16 protein-coding genes are annotated in these 18,034 nt (G+C 50.1%); 13 read left to right on the top strand and 3 right to left on the bottom strand.

Annotation, left to right across the window (positions count from 1 at the left end; translation table 11 throughout):
* Nucleotides 1-53 precede the first annotated feature (53 nt).
* A complete protein-coding gene (rhaT, locus tag FH968_RS07105) occupies nucleotides 54-1,088 on the top strand; it encodes an L-rhamnose/proton symporter RhaT (protein WP_139878445.1) in 1,035 nt (344 codons plus the stop codon).
* Here the strand turns inward: rhaT and rhaR are convergent, their stop codons facing one another.
* Nucleotides 1,089-1,937, bottom strand: coding sequence for an HTH-type transcriptional activator RhaR (rhaR, locus tag FH968_RS07100; protein ID WP_139878444.1), 849 nt, complete (start codon nucleotides 1,935-1,937; stop codon nucleotides 1,089-1,091). It abuts the gene before it with no gap.
* Nucleotides 1,938-2,012: 75 nt separating this feature from the next.
* Entirely contained in the window at nucleotides 2,013-2,849 is an 837-nt protein-coding gene (rhaS, locus tag FH968_RS07095; RefSeq protein WP_139878579.1) for an HTH-type transcriptional activator RhaS, read from the bottom strand.
* Nucleotides 2,850-3,150: 301 nt separating this feature from the next.
* Between rhaS (FH968_RS07095) and rhaB the strand changes: the two genes are divergently transcribed.
* The 9 genes from rhaB (at nucleotide 3,151) to rhaM (ending at nucleotide 13,007) form a co-directional block, all read left to right on the top strand.
* Nucleotides 3,151-4,623 carry a rhamnulokinase gene (gene rhaB, locus FH968_RS07090; protein WP_139878443.1) on the top strand — a complete coding sequence of 491 codons (1,473 nt, stop codon included), beginning with the start codon at nucleotides 3,151-3,153 and terminating at the stop codon, nucleotides 4,621-4,623.
* Nucleotides 4,620-5,879, top strand: a complete 1,260-nt coding sequence (gene rhaA, locus FH968_RS07085) for an L-rhamnose isomerase (RefSeq protein WP_139878442.1) — start codon at nucleotides 4,620-4,622, stop codon at nucleotides 5,877-5,879. The genes rhaB and rhaA overlap by 4 nt, the downstream gene beginning before the upstream one ends.
* Nucleotides 5,880-5,943: 64 nt before the next feature.
* The gene (gene rhaD, locus FH968_RS07080) at nucleotides 5,944-6,768 is read left to right on the top strand and encodes a rhamnulose-1-phosphate aldolase (RefSeq protein WP_139878441.1); all 825 of its coding nucleotides are present in this window, start codon (nucleotides 5,944-5,946) and stop codon (nucleotides 6,766-6,768) included.
* Between the two features lie 111 nt (nucleotides 6,769-6,879).
* Nucleotides 6,880-7,872 carry a rhamnose ABC transporter substrate-binding protein gene (gene rhaS, locus FH968_RS07075; protein ID WP_139878440.1) on the top strand — a complete coding sequence of 331 codons (993 nt, stop codon included), beginning with the start codon at nucleotides 6,880-6,882 and terminating at the stop codon, nucleotides 7,870-7,872.
* 107 nt (nucleotides 7,873-7,979) lie between these two features.
* Nucleotides 7,980-9,491: a sugar ABC transporter ATP-binding protein gene (locus FH968_RS07070; protein ID WP_139878578.1), complete on the top strand. Its 1,512-nt coding sequence runs from the start codon at nucleotides 7,980-7,982 to the stop codon at nucleotides 9,489-9,491.
* Nucleotides 9,491-10,498: an ABC transporter permease gene (locus FH968_RS07065; protein ID WP_139878439.1), complete on the top strand. Its 1,008-nt coding sequence runs from the start codon at nucleotides 9,491-9,493 to the stop codon at nucleotides 10,496-10,498. Before FH968_RS07070 ends, FH968_RS07065 begins: the two co-directional genes overlap by 1 nt.
* Nucleotides 10,491-11,495 (top strand): ABC transporter permease, encoded by a 1,005-nt coding sequence (locus tag FH968_RS07060; protein WP_139878438.1) that lies wholly within the window; start codon nucleotides 10,491-10,493, stop codon nucleotides 11,493-11,495. The genes FH968_RS07065 and FH968_RS07060 overlap by 8 nt, the downstream gene beginning before the upstream one ends.
* A 52-nt stretch (nucleotides 11,496-11,547) precedes the next feature.
* The gene (fucO, locus tag FH968_RS07055; protein ID WP_139878437.1) at nucleotides 11,548-12,696 is read left to right on the top strand and encodes a lactaldehyde reductase; all 1,149 of its coding nucleotides are present in this window, start codon (nucleotides 11,548-11,550) and stop codon (nucleotides 12,694-12,696) included.
* Entirely contained in the window at nucleotides 12,693-13,007 is a 315-nt protein-coding gene (rhaM, locus tag FH968_RS07050) for an L-rhamnose mutarotase (protein ID WP_139878436.1), read from the top strand. The genes fucO and rhaM overlap by 4 nt, the downstream gene beginning before the upstream one ends.
* A gap of 54 nt (nucleotides 13,008-13,061) precedes the next feature.
* Here the strand turns inward: rhaM and FH968_RS07045 are convergent, their stop codons facing one another.
* On the bottom strand, nucleotides 13,062-14,027 hold the full coding sequence (locus FH968_RS07045) for a chemotaxis protein (protein WP_139878435.1): 966 nt from the start codon (nucleotides 14,025-14,027) through the stop codon (nucleotides 13,062-13,064).
* A 165-nt stretch (nucleotides 14,028-14,192) separates the two neighbouring features.
* Between FH968_RS07045 and FH968_RS07040 the strand changes: the two genes are divergently transcribed.
* The 3 genes from FH968_RS07040 (at nucleotide 14,193) to FH968_RS07030 (ending at nucleotide 17,926) form a co-directional block, all read left to right on the top strand.
* On the top strand, nucleotides 14,193-15,239 hold the full coding sequence (locus tag FH968_RS07040; protein ID WP_139878434.1) for a LacI family DNA-binding transcriptional regulator: 1,047 nt from the start codon (nucleotides 14,193-14,195) through the stop codon (nucleotides 15,237-15,239).
* 162 nt (nucleotides 15,240-15,401) lie between these two features.
* The gene (locus FH968_RS07035; RefSeq protein WP_139878433.1) at nucleotides 15,402-16,472 is read left to right on the top strand and encodes an SIS domain-containing protein; all 1,071 of its coding nucleotides are present in this window, start codon (nucleotides 15,402-15,404) and stop codon (nucleotides 16,470-16,472) included.
* 92 nt (nucleotides 16,473-16,564) lie between these two features.
* Nucleotides 16,565-17,926 carry a PTS transporter subunit EIIC gene (locus FH968_RS07030; protein ID WP_139878432.1) on the top strand — a complete coding sequence of 454 codons (1,362 nt, stop codon included), beginning with the start codon at nucleotides 16,565-16,567 and terminating at the stop codon, nucleotides 17,924-17,926.
* The last annotated feature ends 108 nt before the right edge of the window (nucleotides 17,927-18,034 follow it).

The following is an 18,034-nucleotide window of genomic DNA, read 5'->3' as shown; positions in this document are numbered from 1 at the left end:
GGGGTAACTGGCTGTAGCCCCTGCGTTCTTTAGTTAAAACAGAGGGATGGATAATGAGTAACGCAATAACAATGGGGATAATTTGGCATCTGGTAGGCGCCGCCAGCGCCGCCTGTTTTTACGCCCCTTTTAAGAAAGTACAGCAGTGGTCATGGGAAACTATGTGGGCAATTGGCGGTTTCGTCTCCTGGATAATCTTGCCATGGCTGGTTAGCTACATTCTGCTTCCTGATTTTTGGGCTTACTACGGTTCGTTTAACGCTTCCACCTTGCTGCCAGTATTTTTATTTGGCGCGATGTGGGGTATCGGAAACATTAACTACGGCCTGACAATGCGCTATTTGGGTATGTCGATGGGTATCGGTATCGCGATTGGCATCACGCTGATTGTCGGCACGCTAATGACACCAATTATTGCCGGGAAATTTGACGTGCTAATCGGCACGCCAGGTGGGCGCATGACGCTGCTGGGCGTGCTGGTCGCGCTGGTTGGTGTGGCGATTGTTACCCGCGCAGGCCAACTTAAAGAGCGCAAAATGGGCATCAGAGCCGAAGAGTTCAGCCTGAAAAAAGGGCTGATACTGGCAGTGATGTGCGGCATTTTCTCAGCGGGTATGTCTTTTGCGATGGACGCAGCAAAACCTATGCATGAAGCAGCCGCAGCGCTGGGGGTAGATCCTCTCTACGTTGCCTTGCCAAGCTACGTGATTATCATGGGTGGCGGTGCCGTAATAAACCTGGGTTATTGCTTCATTCGTCTGGCAAAACTCAAGAACCTGTCGATAAAAGCCGACTTCTCGCTGGCAAAACCACTTATCATCAGCAACGTGCTGTTTGCCGCACTCGCCGGTTTGATGTGGTATCTGCAGTTCTTCTTCTACGCCTGGGGCCACGCCAAAATTCCTGCGCAATATGACTACATGAGCTGGATGCTGCACATGAGTTTCTATGTGCTGTGTGGTGGGCTGGTTGGTTTGATTATGAAAGAGTGGAAAGCGGCAGGCACCCGACCGGTTGGTGTACTGAGTGTGGGTTGTGTGGTGATTATTATTGCCGCAAATATTGTCGGTTTAGGTATGGCGAACTAATTAAGTTTCTATCGCGTACCGTTGACGCCACATTCGTGGCGTCATTCCCGTTTCTTTGGTGAACACCACCGAAAAATAGTTACTGTCCTCAAAGCCGCAGCGCGTGGCGATATCACCAATCAGCATCTCACTGTGGCGCAATAGATCCTGCGCCTGGCAAATCCTTAACTGACGCAAATACTGGCTGATAGACATGCCAGTTTGCTGGCGAAAAAGCTGGCGTAAATAGCGGTCTACGACCTTATTTTGCTGACAAAAATGCTGCAAATCGAACGGTGCATGGAAGCTATTCCCAAGCGTTGCCAGTAACAGATCCAGCGTTTCACCACTATCGGGTGCCCCAGTTTCGTGCGGCTGATAACGGTGGCGACGCAGGAGAATACAAAGTTGCAGGAATAGGCTTTCAGTCAGACACAACGACAACGCGTCCGATTTCACACTTTCGTGTTCCAGTTGGCCAATGAGCTGACGCGCTTGCGCCATGCCGTGGCTGCTAAGGCGCCAACGCGGATCTTTTCCCGAAGCCCCAGCACTTTGCAGTAAATCACGCCAGTCTACATTGAGTTTCAGGCGTTCCGGACAGTAGATAATGTTATGCAGGACCAGGTCGTTGACTGATTCGTAACTGTGGCGGTCTTCAGCACGGATGTAAAACAGATCACCGCAGGTAATGCGGTACGGGCGGTCGTTGAGTATATGCAATCCATTGCCGCGCCACACCAGCACCAGCTCGCAAAAATCGTGGGTATGTTCGGCAAAAACGTTTTGCGGATAGCGGTCTGCCACCGCCACAGGTTGCGTGGCAGATGCGAAGAAATCTGTTTTTTTGAGAATTAAATGGTTAGCCACCGCAAGTGCCTCAAAACCAGAACAGTCGGAAATTATTGGCTTTTTCGGCGCAAAAAACGGTGATTGCCTTCGCGATTACTGAAGTTGCGTATCACGCCCCTGGCGAATCTCACGCGGTGACCAGGAAAATTCACGCTTAAAAAGCGTCGAAAAATGGTTACTGTCGCCAAAACCACACTGGAAGGCGATATCCGTGACGCTCTCTTCGCCATGACGCAGTAAGTGGCGGGCTTTCATCAAGCGTAAACGGTTAAGATAACGCTGCGGTGTCATACCGGTTTGCTGTTTTAACTGGCGATGCAGAGTACGTAATGAAAGTGTGAATTGCGAAGCCAGTTGCTCCCAGCAAATATCCTCGGCGAAATGATCTTCAAGCCACGCCATTAGCTGATTCAAGCGCCCTTCTGAGTGTGCCGCTCCTTCCATCATGCTGCCTTTACGCAGCAACACGAGTAACTGCATAAACAGAATTTCGCGGTTGGCGACGGTATGGGTATCAGCCGCTTCGCCAATCTGCTCAAACTGGTCGATTAACCCGCGCACTTGCTGCAACACTGACTGATTTACACGCCAGTGCGACGGATATTTACCGTCCTGTTCCTGCGGCAGCAGCTTATCCAGCCCGGACAAAAAACAAAACGCATCCGGTGCACGGTAAAGAATATTAGTCAGGCAGAGGTTTTCGGTGTGCTCGTACAAATGGCGGTCGTGATCGCGAACAAAACAGACCGAACCACCGCTTAATGTGTAGGGATGCCCGTTAAAAACATGCGTACCTGTGCCATGCTCAACAATAACAATTTCATAAAAATCATGATTATGCTCAGGGAATGCAGCCTGGGGCAAACGAGGTTCAATCGCTACAGATGCGTTTCCCGAGGGGAAAAAATCAAAACCATGTAATACCGTCATCATTACCCCCAAGCGTCATTAACTGTTGCCTGATAGTAGGTAACGATTCTCATCTGCACCTTAAACTTTCGACACAAAATCCATTAAAAACGGTTCATTTTTTAAGAAACAGTCGGAATTATCAGGAAATGCGGGAAGCGTCACAAGCCGGGTTTTTGGGTGATAAACATGGATTTGTGACATGACTCACGTTCATCTTTGCTTCTTTGCCAGCGGCAGATACGCGTTGTCAGTATCAAGAAGGTGGCCGACAGCGTTACTTTTTAGAGTGGGGTCAATTAATTTAGCAAGGACCCCCAAAATGACTTTACGCCATAGTGTTGCGGTAGACCTCGGCGCATCAAGCGGTCGTGTCATGCTGGCGCGCTTTGAACGTGATTCCCGCAGCATCTGCCTGCGAGAAATTCATCGTTTCACCAACGGATTAAAACAGGTAGATGGCTCGACCGTCTGGGATGTAGATGCGCTGGAGCATGAAATTCGCACCGGCCTGCAAAAAGCCTGCGATGAAGGCATCGCCATCGACAGTATCGGCATCGACACCTGGGGTGTTGATTATGTGCTGATTGGCCGCGGCGGTAATCGCGTTGGGCTGCCTGTTTCTTACCGTGACAGCCGTACCGACGGTGTAATGGATACTGCTTTTAACCAGCTAGGCCGTGAAGAAATTTACCGCCGCACCGGCATTCAATTCCTGCCTTTCAACACACTTTACCAACTCCGTGCCCTGATTGAACAACAGCCCGAATTGGTTGATAACGTTGAACACGCGCTGCTGATCCCAGACTATTTTTGCTACCGCCTGACCGGTGTTCTGAACTGGGAATACACCAACGCCACTACCACACAGTTGGTCAATATCAACAGCGACAACTGGGATGAAACGCTGCTCGACTGGGCGGGCGTACCACACAAATGGTTCGGTAAACCGACTCATCCAGGCAGTGTTATCGGCCAGTGGATATGCCGCGAAGGTAACAAAATCCCTGTGGTTTCGGTTGCTACTCACGACACCGCAAGCGCGGTGATTGGCGCGCCACTCCAGGACAAAGACGCTGCATATCTTTCTTCCGGCACCTGGTCGCTTATGGGTTTTGAAAGCAAAACACCGTACGCCAGCTGCGCAGCATTAACCGCCAACATCACCAATGAAGGCGGTGCAGAAGGCCGTTATCGAGTGCTGAAAAATATTATGGGGCTGTGGCTGTTGCAACGTGTCACCAAAGAACTTGGCATTACTGACTTGCCCGACCTTATCGAACGCACCCAAAACACTCCCGCCTGTCGTTTTGTCATTAACCCAAATGACGATCGTTTTATTAACCCTGAAAGCATGAGCCGTGAGATTCAGGCTGCTTGCCGCGAAAGCAACCAGCCCGTTCCGTTCACCGATAACGAACTTGCTCGCTGCATTTTCGACAGCCTGGCGCTGCTGTATGCCAAAACGCTCGAAGAACTGGCTGTCGTTCGTGGTCGTCCATTTAGCTGTCTGCACATTGTGGGCGGCGGTAGCCAGAACGAATTGCTCAACCAGCTTTGTGCCGACGCCTGCGGTGTTCCAGTGCTTGCCGGGCCAATTGAAGCGTCAACGCTTGGCAATATCGGCTGCCAGTTGATGGCACTGGACGAAATCACCGACGTCGACGACTTCCGCAAAATAGTCGCCGCCAGCTACGAACTGAAATCTTTTACGCCCCATTCCGAAAGCGAAATTGCTCGTTATATCGCGCAATTTCCGTTCAATATTCAAACACGTAAGGAGTTTTGCGCATGACCACATCTCTTGAACAAGCCTGGGAACTGGCGAAACAGCGCTTTGCTGCTGTCGGTGTTGATGTTGAAGCCGCACTGCAACAACTAGACCGCCTGCCGGTTTCTATGCACTGCTGGCAAGGTGATGACGTTGCCGGATTTGAAAACCCGGAAGGTGCACTGAGCGGTGGGATTCAGGCTACGGGGAATTATCCGGGTAAAGCACGCAACGCTTCTGAATTACGTTCTGACCTGGAACGCGCACTCAGCCTGATTCCCGGGCCAAAACGCCTGAATCTTCATGCTATTTATCTTGAATCAGAACAACCTGTTGCACGTGACAAAATCAAACCAGAACACTTTAAAAACTGGGTTGAGTGGGCGAAAACTAACAAGTTAGGGCTGGATTTTAACCCGTCTTGCTTCTCACACCCGCTAAGCGCCGACGGCTTTACGCTCTCGCACACCGACGATGAAATCCGACAGTTCTGGATTGACCACGTTAAAGCCAGCCGTAAAGTTTCCGCATACTTTGGCGAGCAGCTTGGCACCCCGTCGGTCATGAACATCTGGATCCCGGATGGCATGAAAGACATCACGGTTGACCGCCTGGCTCCGCGCCAGCGCCTGATGGCGGCACTGGATGAAGCGATGAGCGAAAAACTCAACCCGCAACACCATATCGATGCAGTAGAAAGCAAACTGTTTGGCATTGGTGCGGAAAGCTACACCGTGGGTTCCAACGAGTTCTATTTCGGTTACGCCACCAGCCGCCAGACCGCCTTGTGCCTGGATGCAGGCCACTTCCATCCGACCGAAGTTATCTCCGACAAAATCTCCAGCGCCATGCTGTATGTACCGCGCCTGCTGTTGCACGTAAGCCGCCCGGTTCGTTGGGACAGTGACCATGTGGTGCTGCTTGATGACGAAACTCAAGCGATTGCCAGCGAAATTATCCGTCACGACCTGTTCGACCGCGTTCACATCGGCCTGGATTTCTTCGACGCCTCAATTAACCGCATCGCAGCGTGGGTTATCGGCACACGCAACATGAAGAAAGCCCTGCTGCGTGCACTGCTGGAACCTACCGAAACCCTGCGCCAGCTGGAACGTGAGGGTGATTACACCGCGCGTCTGGCATTGCTGGAAGAACAAAAATCGCTGCCGTGGGCGGCTGTCTGGGAAATGTATTGCCAGCGTAACGACACACCGGTTGATGCCCAGTGGCTGAAAACGGTACGGACATATGAACAAGACGTTTTGAACAAACGCGGGTAACCACCCACATCCCAACCTTCTCCCTAAAGGAGAAGGTGAAAAATGGAAACAGGAACACAAGAATATGCAGAACATCCTCAAAGCCTGGTTTGTAGAAGGCATGATCAAAGCAACAAGCGATGCCTGGCTGAAAGGCTGGGACGAGCGTAACGGCGGTAATATCACCATGCGCCTGGATGAAGCCGATATCACGCCATTCCAGGCTGATTTCCATGCCGCACCGCGCTATATCGCATTAAGCCAACCGATGCCTGAACTGGCGAACACGCCGTTTATTGTCACAGGTTCCGGCAAGTTCTTCCGCAACGTACAACTCGACCCAGCTGCAAATATCGGCGTGGTGAAAGTGGACAACCGCGGTACGGGCTACCACATTTTGTGGGGGCTGGAGAACGAAGCGGTACCAACATCTGAACTTGCGGCACACTTCCAGTCGCATAGTGTTCGTATCAAAACTACTGGTGGCCGCGATCGCGTGATCATGCACTGCCACGCCACCAACCTGATTGCCCTGACTTACGTGCTGGAAAACACCACGGATGTCATTACCCGCAAATTGTGGGAAGGCAGTACCGAATGTCTGGTCGTATTCCCGGATGGCGTCGGTATTTTGCCGTGGATGGTGCCAGGTACCGATGAAATTGGAACAGCAACCGCTGGCGAGATGCAAAAACACTCGCTGGTGCTGTGGCCGTTCCACGGGGTGTTCGGTAGCGGCCCAACGCTTGATGAAGCGTTTGGTCTTATCGATACCGCCGAGAAGTCTGCTGAAGTGTTGGTAAAAGTCATTTCGATGGGCGGCATGAAACAAACCATCAGTCGTGACGAACTTATCGCGCTCGGTAAACGTTTCGGCGTGACCCCATTAGCCAGTGCTTTAGAGCTCTAAGTCGAATGGTTTTGGTGGGTGTCGCTAACGCTAACCCACCCTACACAACATCCGACAAAAAAATAAAAAAACACCTGCAAACTGAACCCTACATACATCGGAGTACAAGCAATGAAAACTAAAGCAATATTAGGTTGTACGCTTACCGTTGTTGCACTAGCACTGTCCAGCTCTGCTCTTGCTGAAGTGAAAATCGCCCTGGTAGCAAAATCACTTGGCAATGGATTCTTTGAAGCCGCGAACGTGGGCGCTCAGGAAGCCGCCAAAGAGCTAGGAGATGTGAAGGTCATTTATACCGGCCCAACCACGACTACCGCTGAAGCACAAATTGAAGTTCTCAACGGCTTGATCGCTCAAGGTGTTGATGCCATTGCTATTTCTGCTAATGACCCTGACGCGCTGGTTCCGGTGCTGAAAAAGGCTATGCAGCGCGGCATTAAAGTCGTGTCATGGGATTCAGGCGTGGCCAAAGAAGGCCGACAAATTCACCTTAACCCGTCCAATAACGCGTTGATTGGCGAAACCAACGTCAAACTGGCTGCTGATGCGCTAAAAGCCATGAACCTCGAAAAAGGTGATGTGGCAATTCTCAGCGCAACACCGACTTCAACCAACCAGAACACCTGGATTGCGGAGATGAAAAAGGTGCTGCCAAAGTACCCTTCCATCAATCTGGTGACCGTCGCTTATGGCGATGATCTTTCTGATAAAAGCTACCGTGAAACCGTAGGCTTGCTGAAATCTTATCCTGATCTAAAGGTCATCATTTCACCTTCCTCTGTCGGTATTGTCGCGGCGGCTCAGGCAGTGAAAGACCAGGGAAAAATTGGCAAAGTTTACGTGACTGGTCTCGGCCTGCCGTCTGAAATGGCGGGCGCAGTGAAATCGGGTGCATCGAAAAGCTTCGCCATCTGGAACCCAATCGATCTGGGCTATGCCGCAACTTATCTTGCTGATGATTTAGTGAAAGGTACAGCGACTAAAGACGAAGCCAGCATGGGTAAACTGGGCAAAGTGAAACTGGATGCTGACGGCAGCGGCGCAATGGCTGAGCCGTTTGTTTACGATGCCAGCAACATTGATAAATTCTCCAAAATATTCTGATTTGGTTTTTGGTAACACCCTCACCCTGATTCATCTTTCTCCCTTTCCTGGGGGAGAGGCTCGGGGTGAGGGCGACCCGATCGAACGAAAAAAACCATGGGGAATTTATCATGAGCACTACACCCTTGCTGTCCCTGAAGGGGATAACGAAAGTCTTCCCCGGCGTTCGCGCCCTCGAAAATGTCCACCTTGATTTGTGGCCGGGAAAAGTCACGGCGCTGATCGGCGAAAACGGCGCAGGTAAATCCACACTGGTTAAAGTCATGACCGGGATTTATCAGCCGGAAGAAGGGGAACTGCTTTATAAAGCGATTCCGATTACGCTGCCCAACCCGGAAGCGGCGCACAAAGTCGGGATCACGGCGATTCATCAGGAAACGGTTCTGTTCGATGAACTGACTGTTACCGAAAATATTTTTGTCGGCCACTATCTGTATCGCGGCTTTTTCAAAAAGCTCGACTGGCCTGCCATGCACCAAAAAGCGCTGGAAATCCTCACGCGTCTTGAAGTTCAGATTAATCCACGTTCCACACTCAAAACGCTCAGCATTGCCCAACGTCATATGGTGGCGATTGCCCGCGCGCTGTCGTTCGAAGCCCAGGTAGTGATTCTGGATGAACCAACCGCCGCACTCTCGCAACATGAAATTATCGAGTTTTATCAAATCGTTGAACGTCTGAAAAGCGAAGGAAAAGCGATTCTATTTATCTCGCACAAATTCGACGAGATCTTTGCCATTGCCGATCACTACACCATTCTGCGCGACGGGGTGTACATCAGCTCTGGGCAGATTAACGAGATAACCGCAGAACGCATGGTCACCATGATGGTAGGGCGAGAAATCACGCACGCATTCCCGAAAGTGAGCTGCGAGCTCGGCGACGTGGTGCTAGAGGTGAAAGATCTCTGCCATCCAACCGAATTTGCCCATATCGATTTCACGCTTCGGAAAGGGGAAATCCTTGGGTTTTATGGCCTGGTCGGTGCCGGGCGCACCGAACTCATGCAGGCATTATCTGGCGTCTCGCGCCCGTCACACGGTGAGATTCTATTGAATGGCCAGACGGTGCAATTCCGCCAGCCTGCCGATGCAATTAAAGCTGGAATTGTCTGCGTACCCGAAGAGCGCCAGAAACAGGGCGCGATCATCGAACTGCCTATCTCTCAAAATATTAGTTTGCCGCAACTCAGCCGGCTCAATCCCCGTGGTGTTTTAAACGATGCGCGTGAATGGGCGCTGGCCGACGAATACGCCAAACGTTTGCAAGTGAAAGCCTTTAGCTGGAAACAACCGGTTGAAACACTGTCAGGTGGCAACCAGCAGAAAGTGGTGATCGGCAAATGGCTGGCGACACAACCTGACGTCATCATCCTCGATGAGCCGACCAAAGGTATTGATATCGGCTCGAAAGCGGCTGTGCATCAGTTTATGTCCGAGTTGGTCAGCCACGGCCTGGCGGTGATTATAGTGTCGTCAGAATTACCGGAAGTCATGGGCATGGCCGACCGCATCATCGTGATGCACGAAGGGCTGATAGTTGCTGAATATAACGCAGGCGCTGCCAGTGCAGAAATGATCGTTAGTGCCGCCAGCGGTTCACGTGAGGAGGCAGCATAATGTGGCAAACACTGCTGAAACATCGTGAGTTTCTTCTCGGTGGCGTCATCTTATTGATGGTGCTGGCGATTGGCAGCCGCGTGCCGTCATTCCTGGCACCAGGCAATCTGGTTGAGATGTTCAACGACACCTCGATTCTTGTCATTCTCGCCCTCGGACAGATGATGGTGCTACTCACTAAAGGCATTGATTTGTCGATGGCGGCGAACCTTGCACTCACCGGTATGATTGTCGCGTTACTTAATTTCCACTACCCGCAAATCCCTGTCTGGGCTCTGCTTTTACTGGCAACCGTGCTTGGCCTGGTGATGGGTGTGATCAACGGTTTGCTGGTCTGGAAACTCGGTATTCCGGCGATTGTTGTCACGCTGGGCACCATGAGTATTTATCGCGGCATCATCTTCCTGCTTTCTAACGGTGGCTGGATTAACGCCCATCAGATGAGCGACAGCTTCCTGGGTTTGCCGCGAACGGTCGTTCTGGGCATGCCGTTGTTGAGCTGGTGCGCCGTTGCCGCACTCTTACTGGTCGGTTATTTCTTGCGCTATAGCCGCACCGGACGGGCGATGTACACCGCTGGCGGCAACGCCACAGCCGCTTATTACACCGGAATTAACACCGGAAAAATGCAGTTCATCAGTTTTAGCCTTTCAGGTGCGCTGGCAGGGTTCTGCGGTTATCTGTGGATTTCACGTTTTGCCGTTGCGTATGTCGACGTGGCTAACGGTTTTGAGCTGCAAATCGTCGCAGCCTGTGTGATTGGCGGAATCAGCACCATGGGCGGTATCGGGCGCGTGCTCGGTTGCCTGCTGGGTGCGCTGTTCCTGGGCGTAATCAACAACGCGCTGCCGGTGATTGGCGTTTCGCCGTTCTGGCAAATGGCGATTTCTGGCGCGGTAATTGTGATAGCCGTATTGCTGAACGAACGCGGCAACAAACGTAAAGGGCGGCTGATTCTGCGCGATGTTGCGCTCTCCAGACAAAAGGAGGTAGTGAGCCATGAATAAAACGCTGATTTCTGAATCTGTGCCACCGCAAATCACTACACCTCCACTGTTGCGCCGCTTGCTGTGCTGGGAGTCGTTTTTACTGGCCGTGACGCTGGTCGTCTTTGTAGTCAACTCGCTGGCTTCACCCTACTTCCTGAACATCTGGAACTTGTCGGACGCAACATTCAACTTCACCGAAAAAGCGATCATCGTGCTGCCAATGGCGATGCTGATTATCGCCCGTGAAATTGACCTGTCTGTGGCATCGACCATTGAGCTCAGCTCAACTGTAATGGGCTTTTGTGCTCAGGCAGGCGTCGATACCGCAGGGCTTGTGTGTGTAGGATTGGGCGTTGGGTTGCTATGCGGCTTATTCAACGGCCTGCTGGTTACCCGCTTCAACCTTTCGTCGATTGTAATCACTATCGGCACCATGAGTTTGTACCGCGGTATCACCTACATTTTGCTCGGCGATCAGGCACTAAACCATTATCCGGAAAGCTTCTCCTGGTTTGGCCAGGGTTATGTCTGGGGCGCGCTATCGTTTGAATTTGCGCTGTTTATTGTGTTGGCGGCGGTATTTGCTTTCTTGCTGCACAAAACCAACTTTGGCCGCCGAACTTACGCCATCGGCAATAACCCAACGGGTGCCTGGTATTCCGGCATCAACGTGAAACGCCATAACTTGCTGTTGTTTGTGCTGGTCGGTGTGATGGCGGGGCTTGCGTCGGTGTTATTGACCTCACGTCTTGGTAGTACGCGCCCCACTATCGCAATGGGTTGGGAATTAAGCGTGGTAACCATGGCGGTGCTCGGAGGCGTCAATATTCTTGGCGGTTCTGGAAGCATGGCAGGTGTGATTATCGCTGCTTTCCTGATGGGGCTAGTCACTTTCGGCCTGAGTCTGCTGAATGTGCCGGGTATCGTAATGTCGATTATCGTGGGCGCGATGCTGATTACCGTAATTTCTCTACCCATTATTACCCGCCGCATTATGCAACGGACACGGCGCTGAATACCGAGGCGGTGGCCGGGTGGCCATCGTCGTAATATTAAGGAGCATGACGATGAGTTTTATGTTGGCCTTACCAAAAATTAGCCTTCACGGCGCAGGTGCAATCGGCGATATGGTGAAATTGATTGCGGCTAAACCCTGGGGAAAAGCATTAGTTATCACTGATGGGCAGCTCGTGAAAATGGGGCTGCTGGACAGCCTGTTTAAGGCACTCGATGAGCATCAACTTTCTTACGAACTGTTTGATGAAGTGTTCCCGAATCCGACAGAAGAATTGGTGCAAAAAGGTTTCGCCGCATATCAGGCGGCCGATTGTGACTACCTGATTGCTTTTGGCGGCGGCAGCCCGATTGATACTGCCAAAGCAGTAAAAATCCTCACCGCGAACCCTGGACCATCAACGGCTTATTCCGGCGTTGGCAAAGTCACCAATCCAGGCGTTCCGCTAGTGGCGATTAACACCACTGCAGGCACCGCAGCAGAGATGACCAGCAACGCGGTTATCACCGACTCCGTGCGCCATGTTAAAGAAGTCATTATCGATACCAATCTGATTCCGGATATTGCCGTGGATGACGCGAGCGTGATGCTGGATATTCCGGCCAGCGTCACCGCTGCCACGGGCATGGACGCGCTGACTCACGCCATCGAAGCCTACGTTTCCGTCGCTGCACATCCGCTGACCGATGCCAACGCGTTGGAATCTATCCGCTTGATTAGCCAGTGGTTACCAAAAGCAGTCGACGACGGACATAACCTTGAAGCGCGTGAAATGATGGCTTACGGGCAATATCTGGCAGGCATGGCGTTCAACAGTGCCGGGCTTGGCCTGGTGCATGCGCTGGCACACCAACCGGGAGCCACGCACAACCTGCCACACGGTGTCTGCAATGCCATTTTATTACCCGTTATCGAAGCGTTTAATCGCCCGAATGCGGTGGCGCGTTTTGCAAGTGTTGCCGCAGCTATGGGCGTAAATACCCTGGACATGGGCGAAGAGGAAGCCAGCTTCCAGGCAATCCTCGCCATTCGCACCCTTTCTACTCGCGTAGGCATTCCATCAGGCTTTAGCCAGCTTGGTATTAAAACTGCGGACATCGAAGGCTGGCTGGATAACGCGCTTGCCGACCCATGCGCGCCATGCAACCCACGCGTTGCCTCGCGTGAAGAGGTACGCGAGCTTTACCTGGAGGCACTATGATCCGCAAAGCCTTTGTGATGCAGGTGAACCCTGAAGCACATGAAGAATACCAACGTCGTCATACGCCGATTTGGCCAGAGCTGGAAGCCGTGCTTAAACAGCACGGTGCTCATCACTACGCTATTTATCTTGATGAAGCGCGCCATCTGCTTTTTGCCACGGTAGAAATTGAGTCCGAAGCGCGCTGGAACGCAGTGGCACAAACAGAAGTTTGCCAACGCTGGTGGAAGCATATGAGCGACATTATGCCAGGCAATGCCGACAACAGCCCGGTGAGTACCGAATTGAAAGAGGTGTTTTATTTAGAGTAAGACTGAGAGCGGGTGGCATTGAGCTACCCGCCTTTTTTGAACCTAACCGAATAACTAAAGCACCGCTCCATCCAAAGCTTTATGAATCACCTGGGAAAGCTCCTTCACATCAAACTTCGCGACATAACCATTCGCACCCACTTTACGCACGTGGTCTTCATTGGCGCTGCCTGATAAAGACGAGTGAATCACTACTGGAATCTGCTTTAACACGATATCCGATTTGATATTTCGCGTCAGGGTAAATCCGTCCATTTCCGGCATTTCAATGTCGGTTAACACCATTCCAATACGGTCGGTGATGGGCTGACCTGCGGCTTTAGCTTCTGCAGCAATAACTTTGATTTTCTCCCAGGCTTCGAGACCCGTGGAATGCATCATCACCGGGATACCCATACCTTTCAGGCCTTGCTCAAGCATCTGGCGGGCGACTCTTGAATCTTCCGCAACAATGGCAACCGCGCCGGGTTTGAGTGGGTTCGTTGTGCTTTCAATGGCTGCCACATCGACATTGCGACCGGAAGGAATAATGTCGTAAAGGATCTGCTCAACATCGAGGACCAGCGCAAGCTCGCCTTTGTATTCGTCACTATTAAGCGAAGCGATGCTTGTGATATTGCGGCTACTTACCCCGGACTCGGCTGCGTGAACCTGGCTCCAGTCTAGACGGATAATATTTTCCACCGACTCCACCGCAAATGCCTGCGTGCTGCGGGCATATTCGGTGATCAATAAAAGATTTAAGCCCGTTTTTGGGGTACAGCCGGTAACGGCAGGCAGGTCGATAACCGGAATAAACTGGTCGCGAATATTTGCCATGCCCAATAGAGGCGACATCATTCCTGCCGCGCGATTAATTTTCGGCATGGGTACAATTTCACGCAGTTTAAAGACGTTGATGCCGTACAGCTCAGACTTATCACCGTGCTGGCCTTTACCTAAGCGAAACAATAACAGCTCAAATTTGTTGGATAACGCCAGGTTAGCCCTTTCATCAATATCTTTTTGAAAATTATCCATTTTAACCTCTGGTTATAACCCGGCGGGTCATCGTTGCCCTATTTCCTGTTTACGTTATCGGCAGATGGGACAAAAAGTGGAGTCTGTCAGGAGGAAGAAAATCCTCCTTTGCTTCACCCGACGCCTTGCCCTACTATTAACCCCTTGTAGGGACGGGATAGAAAAATGAAAAAGCCGCTAACAATCAAGGATATTGCTGAACTGGCCAATGTATCTATTGCGACAGTTTCCCGTGTTCTGAATAACAACAGCTGGGTGGCGGATAAAACCCGCGCCAGGGTCGAGAAAGTTATTCAGGAACAGCAATTCAGCCCAAATTTGTTGGCGCGAGGCATGATCTCCAAGAAAACCCAGACGTTGGCGATTGTCGTTTCCGATATCAGTAATCCTTATTTTGTAATGCTGGTTGCGCAGATCGAAAATGAAAGTTTGCGTGCTGGTTATAAAGTCACACTCTACGATACGCAGTCTGCGAATAAATCCTCCTCGCAGGGTGAAATTATTCCCGAAGAAAATATTTTTAACTCGATTACCGATAGCCAGATTGACGGCGTTATTATTCTCGGCGGTAATATTGACTATAACAATGTGCCTGACTCTTATTTGCAGGAATTAAAAAAACTCTGCGCGGCAATCCCGGTGATTGTGGTTGGCCGTCAACTGGCAGATGTAGATTATTCCTGTGTAGAACGCGATCAATCTGGTTGTGTTGCGCTTGCAACTAATCATCTGATAAGCAAGGGTTATAAAACCATCGGATTTATTGGTGGTTCTAAAAGTGTTTATATCACCCAGCAACGTATCGACGCCTTTAAAAAAACACTCCAGCAAGCAAATATAACAGTTGAAGATAATCATATCGTATTAAATAACTTCTACTTGCAACATGGCTATGAAGCGGTAGAGAAATTACTCTCGCAGAGTGAAGAATTACCCGAAGCTATTGTGGCAATTAATGACCATGTAGCAAAAGGCGCTATCAGGGCGTTAAAAGACCGGCAGATTTCTGTACCTGATAATATTGCGATTGTCAGCTGTGAATATTTCCCCGGCAGCGAGTATTTTATCCCACGCATTACCACCGTAAACCACCACAATGAACTTATCGGCAAAACGGTCATGCAGGCTTTAATGACTTTGCTGAAAGATGAAGCGCAAGCAGTCACCCCTGAAAAAATCCGACTGAGCCTGATGCCAGGTGAGTCCTGCTAATCCCATTTCGTTCTTAACGCCTGGCTTATAACGCCAAAAATCCCAACTTACGATATTTTTTGATCCCCGCCACAATTGCTGAAAACTGGATTGACAACTCCACTCATGCTCCTCTAGCCTAAAACCTGAAAACGTTTTCAGGTTTTGATTTCAGGAGGGCCAATGAAGCCGACAATGATGACTTACATTCACGAAGAGCAAGCGACACTTTCAGCAATGCTTGATCGTTATCCACATGATCTACCGAAGATTAAAGGAAAGAGCACGTGGTTGATTTTGGCTACTGGTTCAAGTATTAACGCCATCAAAAGCGCGAAATACTACGTTGAAAACCTGGCGAACGTGCGCATTACCGTGGAAGAACCATTCCACTTCCAGCACTATGAAAAAATGGATACTTCAATCGATTTGGTGCTCGGTGTTTCGCAAAGTGGCGAAAGCACCTCGACCATCAACGCGATAAAACATATCGGCAAAAGTTTCCCGGTTGCCACCTATGGCTTAACCAGCAAACTTTCCAGCGAACTGGCGCAAACTGTTGACCACGCCATCGATATTGAAATTGGCGAAGAACGCGTGGGTTATGTCACTAAAGGTTATGTAGCGACTATTTTTAAATTCATGCTGTTAGGCGTTTATACCGCACGTTGCAATGGCTTAATTAGCGAAGCTCAGGAAGTTGAAGAACTGGCGAAACTGGCAACAGCGGTGAAATCTATTCCTGATATTATTAATACGACTGAAGTTTTCTTCGAAAAATGGAAAGATGAGTTAACCGCTTCTCCACGATTCACCGCTATTGGCTATGGACCAAGCGTAGGTGTAATTAAAGAAATGGAGACCAAATTCGCGGAGACTATACGCGTACCGTCTCAAGGGGTAGAGCTAGAAACTTTTATGCACGGCCCTTATTTTGAAGTGAACGGCAACCACCGTATGTTTTTTCTGGACACACCGGGTGAGGCTCGCGAGCGTTTATTACTGCTTAAAGCCTATGAACAAAAATATACTGATTATATTTATACCGTGAAGTTAGGTAAAAGTGATGACGAGCGAACCTTATCCATTAATACTGATACAGACATTTTTATCGCACCGTTATTGATGGTTATTCCATTCCAGATTCTGGCTCATCATATTGCAGAAGAAAAAGGCAACAATTTACCACAGCGTATTTTTACTGACTTTGGCATTTCCGTTAAAAGCAAAACAAAACCTGGCAATTACGCCTGATTATTACTTTATAACTGAATTACCCTACTGCGTTGCCTGATTTCCTTATCGGGCAATAAATATAGCGCAAACCTTGAAACTAAGGAAATACCATGACGACATATAGTCAGCTTGCTCAGCAGATAATTAAACATGTTGGTAAGCCCGGGAATATTGCACATATTACTCATTGCGCAACACGTTTACGTTTCACGCTGAAAGATAAAAATAAAGTGAATCAGGATGCGTTATATGAACTTCCTGAAGTCGTAAAATTGGTTGATAACCCGAGCCAATTCCAGATTGTTATTGGCCCGAAAGTTGACCAGGTTTTCGCTGCTATTAAAGAGATCCTTGGCGAGCAGACAGTAGCGCCTGAGGAAACAGTGCCACAAGGCTCATGGGCAAACCGCTTGCTGGCAACGCTATCCGCCATTTTCACGCCTTACATCGGCGTGCTGGCGGGTGTCGGTGTCGTAAAAGGGATTGTGGTTCTGTTGCAAACTATGAACCTGGTGGATACGCATTCGTATGTTTTCACTGTATTTAATGCACTTTCGAGTGGCGTGTTCGTCATGCTGCCGCTGTTTATTGCGGTAACAGCCGCTGAAAGATTCAAAGCGAATAAATTTACCGCACTGGCGCTCACCGCCGCGATGATATTCCCATTAACCGATGCCAGCGTTCCGGGCGCATTCCATATTATGGGGCTGGCGCTAAACGTGAAAATATACGGTGGTGCGGTCATTCCAGCGGTATTTGCCGTGTTGTTCCTGAGTTATGTCGAACGTTGGCTGAAAAAGATAGTCCCGGAACTCGCCGCATTCGTCTTCGTCCCTTGCTTATCACTCATCATCTGCGGATTCGTGGTATTCACTTTTATCGGCCCCATTGCGGATTACGTTGGCGTAGGCATTGCTAACGGTTACGCATGGCTCTACAACCTCAGCCCGGTAATTTCTGGCGCATTACTGGCAGGTATCGGCCAACTGTTTGTGGTATTCGGTGTGCATTGGGGCATCATCCCGCTGGCGCTGATTAACATTCAGGTCAATGGTTATGACACAATCATGGCGATGTTTATGTCAGCAGTTATGGGCCAATTTGGTGCGGCATTCGGCGCTATCTTTATTGCCCGCAACATCAAAGATAAACAAATTGCGATTTCTGCCTCCATTTCTGCTTTCTTTGGCATCACCGAACCTGCGCTTTACGGTGTGAATCTGAAATATAGAATGTTGTTTGTCTTCGGCTGCATCGGTGCAGCATTGGGCGGTGGCATTACCGGTTTGCTGGGCGTTAAAACCTACAGCTTCCTTCCAGTGTTGAACGTCTTCGAATTAGGTTTATTCAGCGGCCCAGATTCAAAAATGATTTATGAAGTGTTTGCGATAATCGTCGCATTTACCGTCCCAGCTGTGCTGACCATTATTTATGGCAAGACTCGCAAATTGGTTGCTTCACCCGCTTCTTGACTGTTGACCAGACGCCCTCTCGGATAGAGAGGGCATTTTGCTAAGCGGTGATTTCTCGCAGCACCCGGCAAGGCGCTCTTCTGATAGTTCTCCACAGTTTCTATGTAC

Origin of the sequence: Buttiauxella sp. B2 (assembly GCF_006376615.1) — a bacterium.
In the GTDB taxonomy this organism is placed as follows: Bacteria; Pseudomonadota; Gammaproteobacteria; order Enterobacterales; family Enterobacteriaceae; genus Buttiauxella.
The sequence above is the reverse complement of the archived record's forward strand: the minus strand, read 5'-3'. Positions and strand labels throughout refer to the sequence as shown.